Source organism: Bosea vaviloviae, from assembly GCF_001741865.1.
In the GTDB taxonomy this organism is placed as follows: Bacteria; Pseudomonadota; Alphaproteobacteria; order Rhizobiales; family Beijerinckiaceae; genus Allobosea; species Allobosea vaviloviae.
The window spans coordinates 4449341-4468185 of record NZ_CP017147.1 but is presented as its reverse complement, the minus strand read 5'-3'; the positions used below and the strand labels follow the sequence as shown (position 1 = coordinate 4468185).

Genomic DNA, 18845 nt, shown 5'->3' with positions numbered 1-18845 from the left:
CATATTTCGGGGGGCAGCGCGCTTTCGCCATAATTTCTGCTAGTCTGCCGGTCGAAACCACGACAGGCTGGCTTGCTTGTCGTACCCGTCTCGCCGGCGGCACGAAGCCTGTATCGATTTGAAGAAGTGCGAGCGTCGAACCGTGAACCAGTCGCCCCGCGTCGCCCCCAAGAGCCCCAGCGAGGCACTCAAGCCGGTCGCTCCGCCCGCGCCGCCGCCAAAGGCGCGCCGCCGCCGTCGCAGCCCCTTCATCGCCATGATGAGCGGCCTGTTCACGGCGCTGCTGGTTCTGGCGGGCGTCGTCGGCGCCGGCATTGCCGTGATCGGCAGCCAGAGCAAGGCGCCAGGCCCGCTCGCCAGCGACCGTGTCCTGATCATCCCGAAGGAAAGCGGCCTGACAGAGATCTCCGATCTCCTGCTGCGCGAAGGCTTGATCGAGCACCCGTGGGCCTTCCGCGTCTCGGCGCTGGTGACCGGCAACTGGACCAAGCTGAAGGCGGGCGAATATCTGTTCAAGGCCCGCGCCAGCCAGCAGGAGATTCTCGACATCATCGCCGAGGGCAAGGCCGTCGAGCATTCGATCACGGTGCCGGAAGGGCTGACCAGCGAGCAGATCATCGCGCGACTGAAGGACAACGACCTTCTGACCGGCGATGTGATCCAGGTGCCGCGTGAAGGCTCGATCCTGCCTGACACCTACAAGTTCCAGCGAGGCTCGACCCGGCAGGCCATCGTCGACCGCATGACGCGCGATCAGCGCATCGCCCTCAACGCGATCTGGACCAAACGCCCCGCCGATCTGCCGATCAAGACGCCGCAGGAACTGGTGATCCTGGCCTCCATCGTCGAGAAGGAGACCGGCCGGGCCGATGAACGGCCGCGCGTCGCCGGCGTCTTCATCAACCGCCTCAACCGCAAGATGAAGCTCCAGTCCGACCCGACGATCGTTTACGGCATCGTCGGAGGCAAGGGCACGCTCGGCCGCTCGATCCAGCGCAACGAGATCACCCAGGCGACGCCCTACAACACCTATGTCATCGACGGGCTGCCGCCCGGCCCGATCGCCAATCCGGGCCGCGCCGCCATGGAGGCCGTGGTCAACCACTCGCGGACCAAGGAACTCTATTTCGTCGCCGACGGTAGCGGCGGCCATGCCTTCGCCGAGACGCTGGACCAGCACAACCGCAATGTCGGGCGCTGGCGCCAGCTCGAGGCAGGGCGCCGCGAGCCGGGCAAGCCGCCATCGGAATCCTCCGTCGACAAGGTCGAGCCGCCGCCGGCGCCCGATACGCGCACCGAGGCGCCCGGACCGCAGCGGGCCAACACCGATACGGATGATGTCGAGACCTTCCCGACCCCGGGGAGCCGCCGTGCGGGGGCTCCCGTGGCTCAGCCGGGCGCCAACGTCCAGGCCGGCGTCACCGGACGGGCTCGCGCCTTCGACGCCTCGGAAGGGACACCGCGCGATCCCCTGCTCAATCGCAGCTATGATCTGAACAGCCCCAAGCAAGTGCCTTCGCTGCGCCCCTGAGCCATCCGGGCACGCTATCCACATCCTGACCTGGGACGTCGCCGCGGCAACCCTTGCCCGTTGGGATGCTCGTCACTAGAGCAGGATGCGAAAAAGCAGGAACCGGTTTTTCGCACCCTGCTCTCATTTTTTGATGAGAGACGGATTCAGATGTCAGATGGGATCACTTCGTGATTCCATCTGACATCATCCGGCTCTAGGGTCCGCCGCGTTGTTGCGGCGGAGACAGGGATTTCCATGGCCATCGAGAGCATGACGGGATTTGCCCGCGTCGCCGGCACGGTGGGCATCCATGCCTGGGCCTGGGAGATCCGCAGCGTCAACGGGCGTGGCCTGGATGTGCGCGTGCGTGTTCCGCCGGGTTTCGAGAGCATCGCCGAAGCTGCGCGCAAGCGCATCTCCAGCGCCTTTTCGCGTGGGACCCTGCATGTGAACCTCGCGGTGACGAGCGATGCGGGCCCGCCGCGTCCGCGGATCAACGAAGCAGCGCTCGCCACGCTTCTGGAGGCGGTATCGCGCCTGCCCGCATCGGATGCCATTCGCCCAGCTTCCTATGACGGGCTGCTCGGCATTCGCGGCGTGGTCGAGTTCACCGAAGAAGCCCAGGACGCGCTCGGAGCCGTCGAGGCATCCGCGCTGAAGGGGTTGGAAGCTGTCGTGCTGGCCTTGAAGGAGGCGCGGGCAAGCGAGGGACGTGCGCTCGAAGCCGTGCTCTCCGGGCATCGCGACAGCATCGCCCGTCTCACGGCCGAGGCCGAGAGCCACCCCGCCCGCGGCGTCGAGGCGATCCGTGAGCGCCTGGCCACACAGCTGCAGGCGTTGATGGAGGCAAGCCCGGCGCTTGATCCGCAGCGCTTGCATCAAGAGGCTGCCCTGCTGGCGGTCAAGGCCGACATCCGCGAGGAGGTCGACCGTCTGCACTCCCATGTCGCCGCCTTGCAACTGCTGCTCGACCAGGGCGGCGCGATCGGCCGCAAGCTCGATTTCCTCTCGCAGGAATTCGGCCGCGAGGCTTCGACCCTCTGCGCCAAGGCGGGTGATGCCGGCTTGTCGCGGATTGGACTGGAGCTGCGGACCGTCGTCGACCAGATGCGCGAGCAGGTGCAGAATGTGGAGTGAGCGCTGATGGCTGACGCCGTTCGCCCGGCCCGCCGCGGGCTTATGTTGATCCTGTCCTCGCCGTCGGGAGCGGGAAAGTCGACGCTGACGCGCAATCTGTCGCAGAACGAGAACAATCTCGATTTGTCGATCTCGGTGACGACGCGGCTCAAGCGCCCCTCCGAGATCGACGGCGTGCATTACCGTTTCATCGATCGCGCGACGTTCGACGCCATGCGCCAGCACAACGAGCTGCTCGAGTGGGCCGAGGTCCATGGGAATGGCTATGGAACGCCGCGCAAGGATGTCGAGACGTCGCTCGCCGATGGCCGGGACGTGCTCTTCGACATCGACTGGCAGGGCACCCAGCAGATCGTCAAGAAAGCGCGCGAAGATGTCGTCACCATCTTCATCCTGCCGCCTTCCATGGCCGAATTGCGCTCTAGGCTCGTGCGCCGCGCCGAGGATGCTCCCGAGGTTATCGCCAAGCGCCTCGGCAACGCCCGTGACGAGATCGCGCGCTGGGAGAAATACGACTACGTCATCGTCAATGACGATCTCGGCGCGGCCTATGAATCGATCAAGGCGATCCTGACGGCGGAGCGGCTGAAGCGCAGCCGCGCGACCGGCCTCAAGGATTTCGTCGATCGCCTGCTCGGCGAGGCTCTGGCGTAGCGGCCGGAGCATCGGCTCGAAAGGCGGGATCCGGCTCTGGCGTGTCAGTTCGGCTGGATGCCCGCCTCGCGGACGAGCTTGGACCAGCGCGCGCTGTCGGCCGCGATTACCGCCGCAAGCTCGGCCGGCGAGTTGCCTATCGGCGTTGCGCCCTGGGCCTGCATGGCCTCAGCAACATCGGCGGATCTGATCGCTTGGGACGCGGCTTCGTTCAGCTTCGCGACGATCGGGGCTGGCGTCGCCGCAGGCGCCATCAGCGCATACCAGGAGACGGCCTCGAAGCCCGGCAATCCGAAGGCCTCGGCGATGGTCGGCAATTCCGGCATCACCGCGCTGCGCCGCGCGCTGGCGAGCCCGAGCGCCCGCAACTGGCCGCTATCGATCAAGGGTTTGGCGGTTGAGAGCTGCGCAAAGATCAGGTCGACATCGCCGCGCAGGACGTCGGTCAGGGCCGGCGCGACCCCGCGATAAGGTACATGTGTCATCGATAGGCCGGTCGAGCGCGCCAATAATTCGGCGGCGAGATGGGCCAGGCTGCCGGCACCGGGAGACGCGTAGGTCAGGCCTCGCTGGTTCGGGCCGGGCCGCCCACGCGCCAGCATATCTTGCGCGGTCGCGATCGGCGATCCGGAACCAACGACCAGCACGTTCTCGACGCTGGCGATTTGCGTGATCGGGGTGAAATCCTTGACCGGATCATAGGGCAGATTGGCAAACAGCGCCGGATTGACCGCTGCATTGCCGACCGGCATCAGCGCCAGCGTGTAGCCGTCGGCCTCCGCCTTGGCGACGGCGGCCATGGCGGTGTTGCCTTGGGCGCCGACCCGGTTCTCGACCATGACCGGCTTGCCCCAGCGTTGCGTCAGCTTCTCGGCGACGATGCGGGCAAGCGCATCGGGCGCGCCGCCCGCTGCGAAGCCGACGATGATCCGGACCGGCTTCACCGGATAATCCGTCGGCTGAGCTTGAGCCGGGCAAACGCCGGTCAAGCCGGCGGCGACCGTGATGCAGCTCAACAAGGACACGATGGCGCGACGCATCGGCGCGACCTCCTGACGGCGAACCAGAGCATCGGCCCGCAACCTGCGAGCCGGCATTCGGGCGAGCCGATGCAAGACCAGGGCCTTGGCCATCGGCATCCTTGGACCACCGGCACCCTGCCTGGTCAGCGCCGCCGCGCCAAGGCGTTGGCGAGCCGCACGAAACCCGAGACCGGGATTTCCTCGGCCCGGGCCGTCGGCGCAAGTCCGGCTTCCTCGATCAGCGGCAGCGGATCCGACAGGATCGGCTTCAGGCTCTGGCGCAGCATCTTGCGCCGCTGGCCGAAGGCGGCAAGCGTGATCCGCTCGAGCAGGCGCCGGTCGCAAGGCTCCGGCTCGGCGCGCGGAATGAGCTGCACGATCGAGGAGGTGATCTTCGGCTGGGGCACGAAGGCGGTGCGCGGCACGTCGAACAGAATTTTCGTGTCGCAAAGCCAGTTGCACAGCACGGCGAGCCGGCCGTAATCGGCGCGCTCCTCTGGCGTCGCCACGATCCGCTCGGCGACCTCGCGCTGGAACATCAGCGTCAGCGATTGCCACCAGGGCGGCCAGGTGTCGAGGCTGAGCCAGCCCACGAGCAGCGGCGTGCCGATATTATAGGGCAGGTTCGCGACGATGCGGGCCGGTTTGCCGGCAAGATGCGGTCTGAGATCGACAGCTAGCGCATCGCCGTCGATGACCTCCAGACGACCTGGATAATGCGCGGCGATCTCCGCCAGCGCGGGCAGGCAGCGCCGGTCGCGCTCGATCGCGATCACCCGTCCGGCGCCATTGGCCAGCAGGGCTCGCGTCAACCCGCCGGGGCCTGGTCCGATCTCAACCACGGTCTCGCCCTCCAGCGGACCGGCCGCCCGTGCGATTCGTCCCGTCAGGTTGAGGTCGAACAGGAAGTTCTGCCCGAGCGCTTTCTGGGCCATGAGGCCGTGGCGCTCGACCACGTCGCGCAGGGGCGGCAGGGTGTCGATCTGGCTCACGCCGAAGCCTGCATGGGTTGCGCCGCCATGCGTGCGGCAAGCCGCAGCGCGGCGCAGAGGCTGTCCGGCCGGGCGATGCCTTGCCCGGCAATGTCGAAGGCGGTGCCGTGGTCGGGAGAGGTTCGGATGAAGGGCAAGCCGAGCGTGACGTTCACCCCCTCGTCGAAGGCGATCGTCTTGATCGGGATCAGCGCCTGGTCATGGTACATGGCCAGCGCGACATCATAGCCAGCGCGGGCCCGGGCATGGAACATCGTGTCGGCCGGGTAGGGGCCGCGCGCCTCGATGCCCAGCGCCCGCAGCCTGGCGATGGCAGGCGCGACCACCTCATCGTCTTCGCGCCCGAGCGCGCCGCCTTCGCCTGCATGCGGGTTCAGGCCGCTGACTGCGATGCGGGGCGAGGCGATGCCGAAGCGGCGCGATAATTCACCGGCGACGATCCGGCCGGTTTCGACGATCAGCTCCTGCGTCAGAGCCTCCGGCACCAACCGCAGCGGGATATGGATCGTGACGGGAACGACTGCGAGGTCCTCGCACCACAGCATCATGACCGGGTGAGGCGGCGCGCCGCCATCAGCGGCGAGATGCGCAAGGAATTCCGTGTGGCCGGGATGGGCGAAGCCGGCGGCATAGAGCACGGATTTGGCGATCGGGTTGGTGACGACGGCAGAGGCCTGTCCTTGCCTCACAGCCGCGACCGCAGAGGTGATCGAGCCGATCGTGCCCGAAGCCGATGCCGGATCCGGCTGTCCCGGCATTGCCGTCACGGCGTGACCATGCGCGATGACGGGCAAGGCCTTCGCGAAGGAGCGGTTCACCGCATCCCATTCGCAGGCGATCAGCGGCACATCGAGCCCGAGCTTTTGCGCTGTCTGCGCAAGATGGTCGATATCCGTGATGCAGGCAAAGGCGGGCAGCACGCGCTGTTCGCGTTCGCGCCAGGCCAGCAATGCGAGTTCTGGGCCGATTCCGGCGGGGTCGCCCTGCGTCAGGGCCAGGGGCGGCGCTGGCACCTTTGCCTCCGCGAGGGGTCGATGCCAGTCGGCGTCACTGGCTGACGCCGTCGCCGGTCGAAGAGCCACCGAGATTCTGGGAATAAGTGATCTGTCCGAGCGTCTTGAGCTCGAGCTTGAACATGATCGTGCGGGTGTCTTTGTTCGTGCCGGAGACCTGCTTGTCAGCGTAGTTCTGCGTGTAGCTGACGTCGAAAATGGTGCACTCGTCGGTGTAGTTCACGCCGAACGAGGTCGAGGCCGTCTGGAACGGAGTCGTGTTCGGGTAAGTGGCGATGGTCGCGGTTCCCGCGGCATAGCTGGCGCGCCAGACTTCGCGGTCGTATTTGTACTTGTCGAGGTCGAACAGTACGCCGGCCCGCACGCGCCAGTTCTGTGCGACCAGGACCGAGCCGTTGAGCGACAGGCCTTCGCGCCGGCGCGGGATGCCGAGATCGGGCTGCGGCTCATAGCGGCCATAGCCGACCGTCGCGCTGAAGATGCTGTTGCTATAGGTCGCCCCCGCATCAATGCGCTGTGCCTCGAAGGTGCTCTCGTTCAGGCGAGCCGCGCCCGTCAGGACGAAATTCTTGAAGGGCGAGATCTGGGCGCGCGCGACATAATCCGAGCGGCTTGTGTCGAGGCCGGAATCGAGCCCGGTATTGACCAGATCCCCGCGAGCGAAGGAGTTGCGCCCGGCGATGCTGTAAGATTGTCCGAACAAGGCGTTGGCGTAGCCATCGGTGCCAAAGCGCCCGGTATAGCGGGCACCGACATTGGCGCGCGTGCCACCTTCGAGCCGGTCATATCCCGAGAACTTGCTGCTCCATTCGAACAGGTTGGTGTCGTCGAAGACCAGGCTCTGCGAATCCTCGTTCGCGACGCGCAGGCTGCTCGTCTCGTTCGGGCGCGCGATGATCTGCGCGACAGGCTCGATGATATGCGTTCCCCAGCTCGTCTTGGCGACGAACGGATAGCGATACATCAGGCCGATCGCCGGCATCGCCCGGCCGAACATCTCGTCCGAGGTGTCGGCGATCGTCGTGGCATTGGCATTGGCGTAGCCGGTGGTCGACGGATTGATCGAGAACACATCGGCGCGCAGCGAGGCGTAAGGCGTCCAGACCTGGCCGATCGAATCGATGAAGTTGCGCCGCCATGAGACTTCGGCTGTGGCGCGCGCGGTATTGCCGGCGAGGCCACGCACCAGGCAGGTGCTCTTCTGATAGACCGCGCAGCCATCATAGAGCGAATAGGACGGCGTCGTGACCAGATAGGCGCTCTGGCTCGGGATCTGCTGATAGGCCGTCGCGTCGCGGTGCAGGGCAGTGACATTGGCGTTGAAGGTCAATTCACCGCCGAGGAAGGACGGCTTGTTGATGCGCTTGTCATAGTCGATGACCGGCAGCACCACGGGCTGCTGCTTCTGCCAATCGGTCGAGGTCAGCGGCTGGAAATAATAGCCGCGCATGTCGAACCAGGCTGTCTCGCTCTGCCCGTTGAGATAGACCGTCGAGATCGACTCCTGCAGATAGGTCGTCGAGCTGATGCTCTCATTGGTGATGCGATAGTTCTTGTAGAACCAGCGGTCGGTCGACATCGCCACGTTCCAGCCGAACGACCAGCGCGGGTTCAGGTAGAACTTGCCGTTCGATTCGATCGACCCGCGGAACTCCTTGTCGCCGGCGCCCAGCGGTGTTGCCAGGAACGCGGTCTGGTCCTGCTGGAAAATGCCCGTAGCGCGGATCTTGTAGGCGCCGTTGACGAGACGCTGGCGCCATTCCACCTGGCCGAGCAGGCCCTGGCGCGTCAGATAGGTCGGCGTGATCGTCAGGTCGTAATCGGGCGCCAAATTCAGGAAATATGGCAGGCCGACGCCATAGCCGAGCGCTCCCGTATTCAGGAATTTCGGCGAGAGGAAACCGGATTTCCGCTTCACCGTCGAATCCGGACCCGACATGTAAGGCACATAGGCCATCGGCACGCCGAGGAATTCGAGGCGGGCATCCTCGTAATAGATCGTCTGCTCGGACTTCTTGTGGATGATCCGCGCGGCGCGCACCTGCCAGAGCGGCGGTCTTTCCGGGTTGTCCTTGCAGGGCTCGCAGGCCGTGTAGATGCCCTTGTCGAAGATGAAGGTCTCGCCGTCGGTACGCTCGCCGCGCGGCGCGGTAAAACGCGTTTTGTCGGGGTTCACCACGCGCAGCGAATCGATGAAGCCGTCGCGGAAATCGTCGGTCAGGTTGAAATGGTCGCCGCTGATGACCGTGCCGTTGGTCTCGGTGATCCGGGCGTTTCCAGTGGCGATGACGCGCTTGCTGGCGCGGTCATAGACAACCTTGTCGGCCTCGATCGTCCGCCCCTGATAGAGGATCTGGACGTCGCCGACGGCGGAAACGGTGTTGTTGTCCTTGTCGTAGACCAGTTCGCGGGCATCGACGACCATCCGCTCCTGCGGTTTGGCTCCGGCTTGCGGTTTGGCCCCGGCGGGATTCTGGGCAGCAGCAGGCGCTTGCGCGACGGCAATGCCGCCGGCCGTCAGCATATAGGCCAAGCTCGAGGCGAGGGCGGTCGCCGTAGCAAAGCGCGCCATGCGTCTCACGCCCACATTCATACGCTCAATCCTAAATTAACCATAGGCACAGTACTCTTACCCATCTTCCTGATGAAGGAGGGCCAAGGCTCCCAGCATCGTCCCGACGGCCGCAGGCAGCCACGCGGCGACGATCGGATTGACGATTCCCGACGATCCGAGCTCCTCCGACAGCTGCGTTGCAACATACAGCACGAAGCCGGCCGCCACGCCACCTATCACCAGTCTAGTTACCCCACCAAACCGGAAAAATCTTAAGGAAACGGACGCAGCGACCAAAACCATGGCGACGAGCAGCAGCGGCCGCGCCTTAAGTGACTGATAGCGCAGTTCATAGCGTGTCGTATCGAGCCCGGCACGCTGCGTTCTCTCGATCACCGTGGGCATCGCCCAGAAGCCGACTGCGTCGGGCGGTGTGAAGCTTTGCCGCATCTGGTCCGGTTCCAGCGTGGTCGCGAGCAGGTAGGTCTTGTAGTTTTGCGGCTCTTCCATGGCGGAAATCACGCGCGCTTCAGTGAGTTCCCAGTGCCCTCGATAGAGCACGGCGCGTTTCGCGTCGATCCGCTCGACGAAGCCGCCATTGGCATCGAAATTGAAGATCGCGACGTCGGAGAGGCCGTCGCCATCCGGCAGCGCGCCTGCGGCGCGGATGATCGCTTGGCCGTCGACGCTGCGTTGCCGCATCCAGATGTCCTGGCCGCTGGCCGTCTGCCCGGTGCGGGCGAACAGCCGCAGTTCGAGCGTGGTGGCCTTGCGCTTCAGCTCGGCTGCCACGGGGTTGTAGATCAGGATCGAGACCAGCCCGATGACCACCGCTACCAGGGCGGCGGGTTGCAGGAATTGCCAGGCCGAGACGCCGACCGAGCGTGCGACGACGAGCTCAAGCTTCCGGCTCAGCGTCAGCAGCGCGAACATGCCGCCAAACAGCGCCGCGAACGGGAAGATCTGCTCGGCGACTGCCGGTGCGCGGTAGAGCGCGAGCTGGATGATCAGCGGTGTCGTGGCGATGGGCGAATCGCCCGCGCGCCGCATCAGCTCGACGAAGTCGAGCGTTCCGATCAGGAAGAAGAACGTGCTGAAGACGCCGAGGATGGCGCGTGCGAACCGCTTTGTCAGATAGCGGCCAAAGGTCGAGATCAGAAGCATCAGGCGCGCCGAAGCCTTGCTGCGAGCAGGTTGAACGGCGCGAACAAGGGCGCCGTGAGGCGCCCCAGGAAAGGACGCAGCCTTTGGCCGAAGACGATAAGCGAAACCGAGATGACGATGGCGGCCAGCGGCAGGATATAGAGCAGCCAGACCGCGAAGCTTGATCTGACGCTCGCCGTCCAAGCGGCGTAAGCGCCGATGCGCGTCGCGCTGACGATGAGAATGGCGGATTGGAGCGCGACCGCGCGACCCTGACGTGTGGTGCGCGCCTCGCCGATCGCCGCAAAGGCGATCAGCATGAAGGCGATTGGATAGAGCGGCGCCGACAGCCTGTTGTGCAATTCGGCGCGGAAACGGCCCTCCTGGAGCTTGTAATAGCTCTCATTGGGGTCCTGGTTCAGCAGCGCCCAGGTCGAGCGTTCGCGTGGCTTGTAGGTGACCTTGTCGCCATCGCCTTCGCCGGACCCTCCCGTCGGATCGCCCGATAGTGCCGACAGGTTGAGCGCGTAGCGCTCGAACGAGATGATCGAGGTCGTATCCTGGCGATTCTCGCGCTGAATCGTGCCCTTTTCCAGCATCAGGAAGCTGTTGCCGTCGACATCGACGGTGCGTCCGCGCTCGGCGATATAGATCGAAGGCTGTTTCGGATCGCGCCTGTCCTGCATGAAGATGCCGACCAGCGCGTCGCCCGATTTCTCGCGGTAATGGAAGGTCACGCCGGAATCGAGGGAGACGAACTGGCCCTCCTTGACCACGTTCGCGACGAAATCCGCGCGAATCAGCGTGATCAGGTCGCGCAGCATGCGAAATCCCGCGGGCATCACAGACAGCGTCATCCAGCAGACGATCAAAGAGGTCGCGATCGTCAGGACGATGAAGGGACGCGTCAGGCGATGGGGCGCGACGCCGGCCGCGTTCATCACGATCAGCTCGGAATCGCTGTTCAACCGGTTCAGCGTGTAGAGCGTCGCCATGAACAGCGCGACCGGCGCGATGCCTGCGACCAGCGCCGGCAGCGAAAGCAGCGTGACGGTGAAGAAGATCAGGACCGTCTGGCCCTTGCCGGTGATCAGATCGACCTCGCGCAGGGCCTGCGTGACCCAGATCACGCTCGTCAGCCCGACAAGCAGGACGATGGCCGCGACCGTCGCGATCTTCAGGATGTAGCGGTCGAGGCGCTTAAGGAACAAGCTTCTGATTCCGATGCGAGGCTGGGAGGCGAGGCTCCCTTGGACGGTTCGACGAACTCACCCTATGGTATAGGCGCAATCAAGGCGCAAACGGGAATCGTTTGTGTTCGTCTCGTTTCGCCCTTCCCGACGCCCCAATCCCTAAATCGTGAGCCCGTCATGTCGCAGCGCCTGAAGCTCGAGGTCAAAGCCCTGAACGCAATCTCCGGCCAGGATCTCGTGATTCTCGTGTCGGATGCGTTGACGCCGCCGAAGACGGCCGAGGAATGGCTCGGCGAAGGCGTCCGCAGCCTGCTCGCGCGCGCTGCCGTGGCCGAGCGCTTCAAAGGCAAGGCGCTGTCGGGGCTGACCCTGCTGGCTCCTGACGGAGCCGGCTATGAGCGCCTGATCGCCGTCGGCGTCGGCCCGGAAGCAGAGCGTGGTAAGCTCGATTTCGCCAAGCTTGGCGGCGCCATCGCCGGGCGACTTGGTCATGGCCGCAGCGCCGACGTGATTCTGGCCTTGCCGGACGGTGAGCCGACGGCCGACCAGACCGCGGACATCGCGCTTGGGATGCGGCTGCGCGCTTACGCCTTCGACCGCTACAAGACCAAGACGAAGGAGAAGGACGAGGCCGAGCCGCTTACGGTGACGCTGCGGGTGTCCGACCCCGCGGCGCTCAAGAAAGCCTTGAAGGCGCGCGAGGCGATTGCGGGCGGCGTCGAACTGGCGCGCGATCTCGTCAACGAGCCGCCCAATGTTCTCTACCCCGAAGAGTTCGCCGATCGCGCGGCCAAGCTCGAGAAGCTCGGCGTCGAGGTCGAGGTTCTCGACGAGAAGCAGCTGAAGAAGATCGGCATGCGCGCGCTCCTCGCCGTCGGCCAGGGCTCGCGCCGCGAAAGTCGCGTCGTCGTGATGCGCTGGAACGGCGCGAAGTCCGGCGTCCAGCCTGTCGCCTTCATCGGCAAAGGCGTGACCTTCGACACCGGCGGCATCTCGCTCAAGCCCGGCGCCGGCATGGAGGATATGAAGGGCGACATGGCGGGCGCCGCCTGCGTCACCGGGCTGATGCATGCGCTCGCCGCCCGCAAGGCCAAGGTCAACGCCATCGGCGTGATCGGCCTCGTCGAGAACATGCCTGACGGCAATGCCCAGCGCCCCGGCGACATCGTCACTTCGCTCTCGGGGCAGACGATCGAGATCATCAACACCGATGCGGAAGGCCGCCTCGTGCTGGCGGATGTGCTCTGGTACACGCAAGATCAGTTCAAGCCGAAATTCATGATCAATCTCGCGACGTTGACCGGCGCGATCCTGGTTGCCCTGGCGCAGGAACACGCCGGCCTGTTCTCCAATAATGACGAGCTGTCGGAGCGACTGAGCTCCGCCGGCAAGGCAACCGGCGAGGCGGTCTGGCGCATGCCGCTGGGGCCGGCCTACGACAAGATGATCGATTCGAAATTCGCCGACATGAAGAACTCGGCCGGCCGCTATGGCGGCTCGATCACCGCCGCTCAGTTCCTGCAGCGCCATGTCAACGACACCCCCTGGGTGCATCTCGACATCGCCGGCACCGGCATGAGCTCGCCCAACACCGAGACCAACCGCTCCTGGGGCTCGGGCTGGGGCGTGCGCCTGCTCGACCATCTGGTGGCGGAGCACTACGAAAGCTGATTCGATTTTGGAGACCGCTCCCACAACATTTTGGAAAGAAAGGCTTTCATGCCGGAAATCCTGTTCTTCCATCTGCAGTCGCGCCCGCTCGAACAGGTCCTGCCGACGATTCTCGATCGGGCGGTTTCGCGCGGGCAGAAGGTCGTGGTCGAGTTGTCCAGCCCGGAGCGACTGAGCGCGCTCGACGATCATCTCTGGACCTATTCCGACGAGAGCTTCCTGCCTCATGTCACTGCAGCCGAAGCCGACGCGGCGACGAATCCCGTCGTGCTGACGACGAAGGCGCATAATCCCAACGCGGCGCAGGTCCGCATCTGTGCGGAGGGTGTCCGCATTCCCGACGCATTGCAGGAATACGAGCGCGTCGTATTGATCTTCGATGGTGACGATCCCGACGCGCTGACAGCGGCGCGCGAGGATTGGAAGTCGGTTCGGGCTTCGGGTGCCAGCGCCAGTTACTGGCAGCAGGACGACGCCGGCCGCTGGGAGAAAAAAGCGTGAGATTGCCTGTCCTGCTCGTTTGCGCCGCCGCTCTGGGCGGGTGTTCCGTCGATATGGGCGGGTTCGCCTTCACCTCGGACTCCAATGGCGGGCGCACCACTACGACGACGAGCAGCGCCACGGCGCGCGTCTCGACTCAGGAAGCGCAATTGACCGCGGACGGCGAATGCAGCGCCGATGTCTCGCTCGATCCCTCGACGCGCCCCTTGCCGCCGCAGATCGCGGAGGGCATCACCGAATGCGAGCTGGTCAAGCTGAAGGGCGCGCGCCCGACCGATGTGCTGATCGGTGACAGCGGCAAGGGCCAGCGCGAGGTGCAGGTGCTCTATTCCGAGCCCGGTGGCCGCGAGATCTACATGTTCACCGACAACCGGCTGAGCCGGATCGTGAAGCCCGGGCAGGGCTGACCTCTTCGGCACATTCCCTAGTCGGGAGCAGGAACCAGGATATGCGGCGGTCATCGATCATTCGTTTCGCAACCGTCGCCATGACAGGCCTCGCCCTGCTTTCGACCATGCCGCGGACCGCTTCGGCGCAGACAGTCTCGCAATTGTCGCAAGCCGAAGCCGCCAACAAGGCGCTCGTCCTCGACTTCTGGACCAAGGTCTTCGATGCGCAGGACTGGACCAGGGCGAAGGACTATCTCGCCGACGACTACATCCAGCACAATCCCAACGTGGCGAGCGGGTTGGCCGGGTTCAACGCGTATTTCTCGAAGATCTGGCCGAACCCCAAAGCCGCCACCGCGATCATCGCGACCGAATTCGTGGCCGTCGTGACGCAGGGCGATCTCGTCCAGCTCGTGATGCGTCGCAGCCGGGCAGAGCCCGGCAATGAGTTGAAGACCTATGACAGCTACTGGTTCGATCTGTTCCGGGTCAAGGACGGCAAGATCGTCGAGCATTGGGACCCGGCTCTGAAGCCCGTCAGGAATTGACGATACGGCAGCAGGAGCGATTATTCCTCGATCGGGTGCCTCTCCGGCGGCCCTTGTCGAAGGAGCCTGACCGGGGGCGTTTGGCTTAGGCGCTCTCCAGTTCCTCGCTCAGGCCCAGCCACTCCTCTTCGGCTGCCGCCAGCGCCTCGGCGAGTTCGGCCCGCTGCCGCGACAGGATCAGCGCCTTGTCGGGGTCGCGCGCGAAGGCCGCGCCATTGCCGAGCACGCCGTCGACCTTCTCGATCAGTCCGGTCAGCTTGGCGATGCGCGCCTCGGCGAGATTGAGCTTTTGCCGCAGCGGGCCCTGTGCGATGCGCTTGACCGCAGCCTCCTTGCGTTCCTCGGCCTTGCCATTACCTGACGGGGCTGCTTCGGCTGCGGATTTCTCGCGCTTGGCCGCCTTCGCGGTGCCGAGCACGAAGCTGCGGTAATCCTCCATGTCGCCGTCGAAATTCTTGACCGTGCCGTCGCCCACCAGCCAAAGCCGGTCAGCGCAGGACTCGATCAGGAAGCGGTCGTGGCTGACGAGGATGACCGCACCGGGATAGTCGTTGATCGCGTTGACCAGCGCGGTGCGGCTGTCGATGTCGAGATGGTTCGTCGGCTCGTCGAGGATCAGCAGATGGGGGCCACCAAAGGCCGCAAGCCCCAGCATCAGCCGGGCCTTCTCGCCGCCGGAGAGGTTCTTCACCGGCGTCTCGGCCTTGCTCGCGGGGAAGCCGATCTGCGCCGCCTTGGAGCGCACCTTGGCCTCGGGGGCGTCCGGCATCAGATCGCGCAAATGCGCGACCGGCGTGTCCTCCAGCCGCAATTCGTCGAGCTGGTGCTGGGCGAAATAGGCCGTCTCCAGCTTCGATGATTTCCGCATCGTGCCCGAGAGCGGCGGCAGCCTGCCGCCGATCAGCTTGCAGAAGGTCGACTTGCCGTTGCCGTTCGAGCCGAGCAGCGCGATGCGGTCGTCGGGCAGGAGCGTCAGGTTGAGCTTCGACAGCACGGTGCGGTCGCCATAACCGGCGCTGGCGTTGTCCAGCACGATCATCGGCGGCGAGAGCGGCCGCTCGGGGCCGGGCAGGCTGAAGGGCTGGACGTCGCGATCGACGATGGTGGCGATCGATTCCATCTTCTCCAGCCGCTTGACGCGCGACTGCGCCTGGCGCGCCTTCGAGGCCTTCGCCTTGAAGCGGTCGACGAAGGCCTGGAGATGCTTGCGCTCGGCGTCCTGCTTTTCCTTGGCCTTGGAGAGCTGCATCTGCTTTTCGGCGCGTTGCCTGGCAAAGGAGGTGTAGCCGCCGCGATAGATCGTCAGCTTGCCCTGGTCGAGATGCAGGATGTGGTCAACGCAGGTATCGAGCAATTCGCGATCATGGCTGACGACGAGTACGGTGTGCGGGTAGCGCTCGAGATAATCGTAGAGCCAGAGCGTGCCTTCGAGGTCGAGATAGTTGGTCGGCTCGTCGAGGAGCAGCAGGTCAGGCTCCGAGAACAGCACGGCGGCGAGCGCGACGCGCATGCGCCAGCCGCCGGAGAAATCCGAGCAGGGGCGCTGCTGCGCCGCCTCGTCGAAGCCAAGGCCGTGCAGCACGGTCGCGGCGCGGGCCGGCGCGGAATGGGCGTTGATGTCGGCAAGCCGGGTTTCGATCTCGGCAATGCGATGCGGGTCTTTGGCGGTCTCGGACTCCTTGATCAGGGCCGCGCGCTCGGTGTCGGCGGCGAGCACGACCTCGATCAGCGTCTCCGGACCGCCGGGCGCTTCCTGTGCGACGCCGCCGATGCGCCGACCCTTGGGCAGGCTGATATTGCCGCCTTCCGGCGAAAGATCGCCGGTGATGATGCGGAAGAGTGTGGTCTTGCCGGTGCCGTTACGGCCGACGAGGCCGACGCGCGAGCCATCGGGCAGCGCTGCGCTGGCGTGATCGAGCAGCAGCCGTTCGCCGAGCCTGTAGGTAATGTCGTTGATCGTGAGCATGCGGCGGTTTAGGCGGGAATTCGCTCCTAAAGCAATCGTCAAACGCGCCTAGGGGCTGTTCGACGGACGCCGTCACGGTTTCGCCACGGTCTCGCCTTTCCGCGGCCCGGCAGGGCCCTCACGCAAAGTAAGCCGAACATCATTCGATTCGCCCAGAGCATCCCATGCAGCTCAATTTCAGTTTCGCCGGCCGGCGCCACGTCTCGATCGCGTCTATCCTGATCGTCCTGACGTCGGTGATCATCGGCAGCGCCGCCGCCGCTGCGGCATTGCTGCCGCCATCCTGGCTGCCATTGTCCTGAGGGCAGGGCCTTTCAGCGAAAGTTAACGCCGACTGGTCTATTCACCTGAGACCATCATCGGTGTCGTTGCGGGGACCAGGACGCTTGTTCAGTCTGAGATTCAGGCTTCCTGCTGCCATGCTCGGCCTGGCATGCCTCGCTGCGCTCGCCGTGGGGGGATCGGCCTATGTCGCCGTTCAGCAATGGACCCGCGAAGCGGTGCGCGAGCGCCTCGACATTCTCGCCGAAAGCCATGCCAAGGCGATCGAGCGGCGCTGGCTGCAGATCCGCTCCGAACTCTCGGTGCAGGCGCGTAGCGCCTATACGGTCACGACGCTCGACGAGATCGGCAAATGGATGGAGTTGGGTGCTTATGATCGGAGCGCCATTCTGTCCTATTATCAAGGCGATGGTTCGCTATCTTCATCCGAGCGCGTGGCGCGGACCGGCCAGGATCACAAGCATGGCTATTCCTGGCGCCATGTCGCGATCCACGAGACCTATTCCGCGATCCTGAAGCAGTTCGGCTATGCCGACGTCTACCTCGTCTCCGCCAAGGGGCGCGTCGTCTACAGCGTGACCAAGGGGCCCGAATTCGGGCGCCTGATCAGCGAGCCCGACCTCGCACGATCAGGCCTCGGTACCATCTTCGAGGCCGCGAGCAAGCTGCCCATCGGCGAGCAGGCCGTCATCGATTTCGCGCCCTACGACCCGGTCGGCGGCGAATCGCGCGCCTTCCTGGCGCAGCGTTTCTCTGGCGCCGATGCCGGGGCTTCCGAGCCGGCCGGCACGCTCATCTTTGCGATCAACACTTCGCTGATCGACGAGGCTCTGGCGGCGAGCGCCAGCGCGTCGCGCCATACGGAGGCTCATGTCGTCGGCGCGGACGGCTTCATGCGCTCGAACCCCGCCGCGCGGCAGGCTGGCACGGCGCCCGTCGAGACGCTCGATCCGCGTCGGCTCGCCGCCTCGAGCGGCGCCATGCTCCAGATGACGAGCCGCGACGGCGCGCCGCTGGTCGTGACCGGGCGCAGCATGGCGGTCGATGGCTGGCCCTGGCTGCTCTGGCTGACCGAGCCGGAGAGTTCTGCCTTCGCCGTCATCGACAAGCTCAAGGGAGCGATCGTGGTGGCCAGCCTCAGTGTGCTCGGCCCCGTGCTGCTGGTGGCGTTGCTGCTCGGCCTCTCCGTGGCACAGCCGATCGCCGGGCTCGCCGAGGCGCTTGCGGGGGCCGCGGCTGGGCGCACCGATCTGCGCATCCCTGGTGCGCAGCGACGCGACGAGATCGGTGCGATCGCGGCTTCCGTCCAGAGCATCCGCGAAACCATGGTGCGGGACGAGCAGGCCCGCCTGCAGGAGCGCGAGGAGCGCGATAGCGACACACAACGGCAGCGCGCAGCCTTGCTCAGCGATCTCGCATCCGATCTGGAGCGCTCCGTACTGGGCGTCACGAGCGCGGTCTCCAACGCCGCTGAGGCTCTCAGCGTGACGGCGAGCGAATTGTCGGCGGGAGCGCGCGAGACGCAGGCCAATGCCGGTACGGTCCATGAGGCGGCCTCGCGGGCGATCTTCAGCATGAGCTCGATCGAGGAGGCGGCGCGCGACCTGCGTCTGGCGATTGATCGGCTTGATGGCGACGTCCAGTCGTCCGACCGCTCGGCACGGTCGGCGCGGGATTACGCGGACGAGATGGGGGTGATCGTGGATTCGCTGGCGACAGGAGCCGCGCGCGTCTCCGACGTCACCGGCCTGATCTCCGGCATCGCCGCGCAGACCAATCTGCTTGCGCTCAACGCCACGATCGAGGCCGCCCGCGCCGGAGACGCCGGTCGCGGCTTCGCCGTCGTCGCCTCCGAGGTGAAGGGGCTGTCGGCCCAGACCGCGCGCGCCATCGAGGATATTTCGCGCCAGATCGCGACCATGAACCAGGCCACGGGCGAGACAGTCGATGCCATCGCCGGCATTCGCGGCATGATCGCCGATCTGAGCGACGCGGTCCGCCGCACCGCGGGAACGATGCGCCAGCAGCATGGCGTGACCCATGCCATCGTCTCCGATGTCAGCGCTGCGACCCATGAGTTCAGCCGAATCGGCGACGCCACCAGCCTGGTCTCGAACGCCTCGCAGCAGACCTCGGAAGCTGCGGCCGCCGTCCTGCGGGCATCGAGCGAACTGAGCGGGCTTGCGGGTTCGCTGAAGTCGCGGATCGATCAGTTCATCACCCAGGTGCGTGCGGCGTGAGCGCGGCGAGCCGCTTGTCGGCGAGGC

General features: G+C 65.5%; 16 protein-coding genes. 9 read left to right on the top strand and 7 right to left on the bottom strand.

Translation table 11 applies throughout. From position 1 onward, the window contains the following. Positions 1 to 142 precede the first annotated feature (142 nt). From mltG to gmk, 3 genes are all read left to right on the top strand, one after another. Entirely contained in the window at positions 143 to 1531 is a 1389-nt protein-coding gene (gene mltG, locus BHK69_RS20380; protein WP_069691691.1) for an endolytic transglycosylase MltG, read from the top strand. Between the two features lie 237 nt (positions 1532 to 1768). Beyond that, complete coding sequence (locus BHK69_RS32255) at positions 1769 to 2650, top strand: YicC/YloC family endoribonuclease (protein WP_069691690.1); 882 nt, start codon at positions 1769 to 1771, stop codon at positions 2648 to 2650. A 6-nt stretch (positions 2651 to 2656) separates the two neighbouring features. Further along, entirely contained in the window at positions 2657 to 3304 is a 648-nt protein-coding gene (gmk, locus tag BHK69_RS32250) for a guanylate kinase (protein WP_069691689.1), read from the top strand. Between the two features lie 44 nt (positions 3305 to 3348). Here gmk and BHK69_RS20365 read toward each other — a convergent pair whose 3' ends face one another. The 6 genes from BHK69_RS20365 to lptF form a co-directional block, all read right to left on the bottom strand. Next, positions 3349 to 4344, bottom strand: a complete 996-nt coding sequence (locus BHK69_RS20365) for a Bug family tripartite tricarboxylate transporter substrate binding protein (protein WP_069693832.1) — start codon at positions 4342 to 4344, stop codon at positions 3349 to 3351. 125 nt (positions 4345 to 4469) lie between these two features. After that, on the bottom strand, positions 4470 to 5318 hold the full coding sequence (rsmA, locus tag BHK69_RS20360) for a 16S rRNA (adenine(1518)-N(6)/adenine(1519)-N(6))-dimethyltransferase RsmA (protein WP_069691688.1): 849 nt from the start codon (positions 5316 to 5318) through the stop codon (positions 4470 to 4472). Next, positions 5315 to 6331, bottom strand: a complete 1017-nt coding sequence (gene pdxA / locus BHK69_RS20355; RefSeq protein WP_069691687.1) for a 4-hydroxythreonine-4-phosphate dehydrogenase PdxA — start codon at positions 6329 to 6331, stop codon at positions 5315 to 5317. Before pdxA ends, rsmA begins: the two co-directional genes overlap by 4 nt. Positions 6332 to 6365: 34 nt before the next feature. Beyond that, the gene (locus BHK69_RS20350; RefSeq protein WP_083269577.1) at positions 6366 to 8903 is read right to left on the bottom strand and encodes an LPS-assembly protein LptD; all 2538 of its coding nucleotides are present in this window, start codon (positions 8901 to 8903) and stop codon (positions 6366 to 6368) included. Positions 8904 to 8960: 57 nt separating this feature from the next. Further along, positions 8961 to 10049 carry an LPS export ABC transporter permease LptG gene (gene lptG, locus BHK69_RS20345; RefSeq protein ID WP_069691685.1) on the bottom strand — a complete coding sequence of 363 codons (1089 nt, stop codon included), beginning with the start codon at positions 10047 to 10049 and terminating at the stop codon, positions 8961 to 8963. After that, positions 10049 to 11239 (bottom strand): LPS export ABC transporter permease LptF, encoded by a 1191-nt coding sequence (gene lptF / locus BHK69_RS20340; protein WP_069691684.1) that lies wholly within the window; start codon positions 11237 to 11239, stop codon positions 10049 to 10051. Before lptF ends, lptG begins: the two co-directional genes overlap by 1 nt. Before the next feature lie 159 nt (positions 11240 to 11398). Between lptF and BHK69_RS20335 the strand changes: the two genes are divergently transcribed. The 4 genes from BHK69_RS20335 to BHK69_RS20320 are packed head-to-tail and all read left to right on the top strand — an operon-like array spanning position 11399 to position 14330. After that, positions 11399 to 12892: a leucyl aminopeptidase gene (locus tag BHK69_RS20335; protein WP_069691683.1), complete on the top strand. Its 1494-nt coding sequence runs from the start codon at positions 11399 to 11401 to the stop codon at positions 12890 to 12892. A gap of 48 nt (positions 12893 to 12940) precedes the next feature. Further along, a complete protein-coding gene (locus BHK69_RS20330) occupies positions 12941 to 13393 on the top strand; it encodes a DNA polymerase III subunit chi (RefSeq protein ID WP_069691682.1) in 453 nt (150 codons plus the stop codon). After that, positions 13390 to 13800: a hypothetical protein gene (locus tag BHK69_RS33220; RefSeq protein WP_244548260.1), complete on the top strand. Its 411-nt coding sequence runs from the start codon at positions 13390 to 13392 to the stop codon at positions 13798 to 13800. Before BHK69_RS20330 ends, BHK69_RS33220 begins: the two co-directional genes overlap by 4 nt. A 41-nt stretch (positions 13801 to 13841) precedes the next feature. Further along, complete coding sequence (locus tag BHK69_RS20320) at positions 13842 to 14330, top strand: nuclear transport factor 2 family protein (protein WP_083269576.1); 489 nt, start codon at positions 13842 to 13844, stop codon at positions 14328 to 14330. Positions 14331 to 14415: 85 nt separating this feature from the next. Here BHK69_RS20320 and BHK69_RS20315 read toward each other — a convergent pair whose 3' ends face one another. Beyond that, positions 14416 to 16296 carry an ABC-F family ATP-binding cassette domain-containing protein gene (locus BHK69_RS20315; RefSeq protein ID WP_069691681.1) on the bottom strand — a complete coding sequence of 627 codons (1881 nt, stop codon included), beginning with the start codon at positions 16294 to 16296 and terminating at the stop codon, positions 14416 to 14418. 164 nt (positions 16297 to 16460) lie between these two features. On the opposite strand from BHK69_RS20315, the gene BHK69_RS32710 reads away from it, so the two are divergent. Both BHK69_RS32710 and BHK69_RS20310 read left to right on the top strand, forming a co-directional pair. Next, positions 16461 to 16598, top strand: a complete 138-nt coding sequence (locus tag BHK69_RS32710) for a hypothetical protein (protein WP_158516250.1) — start codon at positions 16461 to 16463, stop codon at positions 16596 to 16598. Between the two features lie 117 nt (positions 16599 to 16715). After that, complete coding sequence (locus BHK69_RS20310) at positions 16716 to 18818, top strand: methyl-accepting chemotaxis protein (RefSeq protein WP_069691680.1); 2103 nt, start codon at positions 16716 to 16718, stop codon at positions 18816 to 18818. Positions 18819 to 18845: the final 27 nt, after the last annotated feature.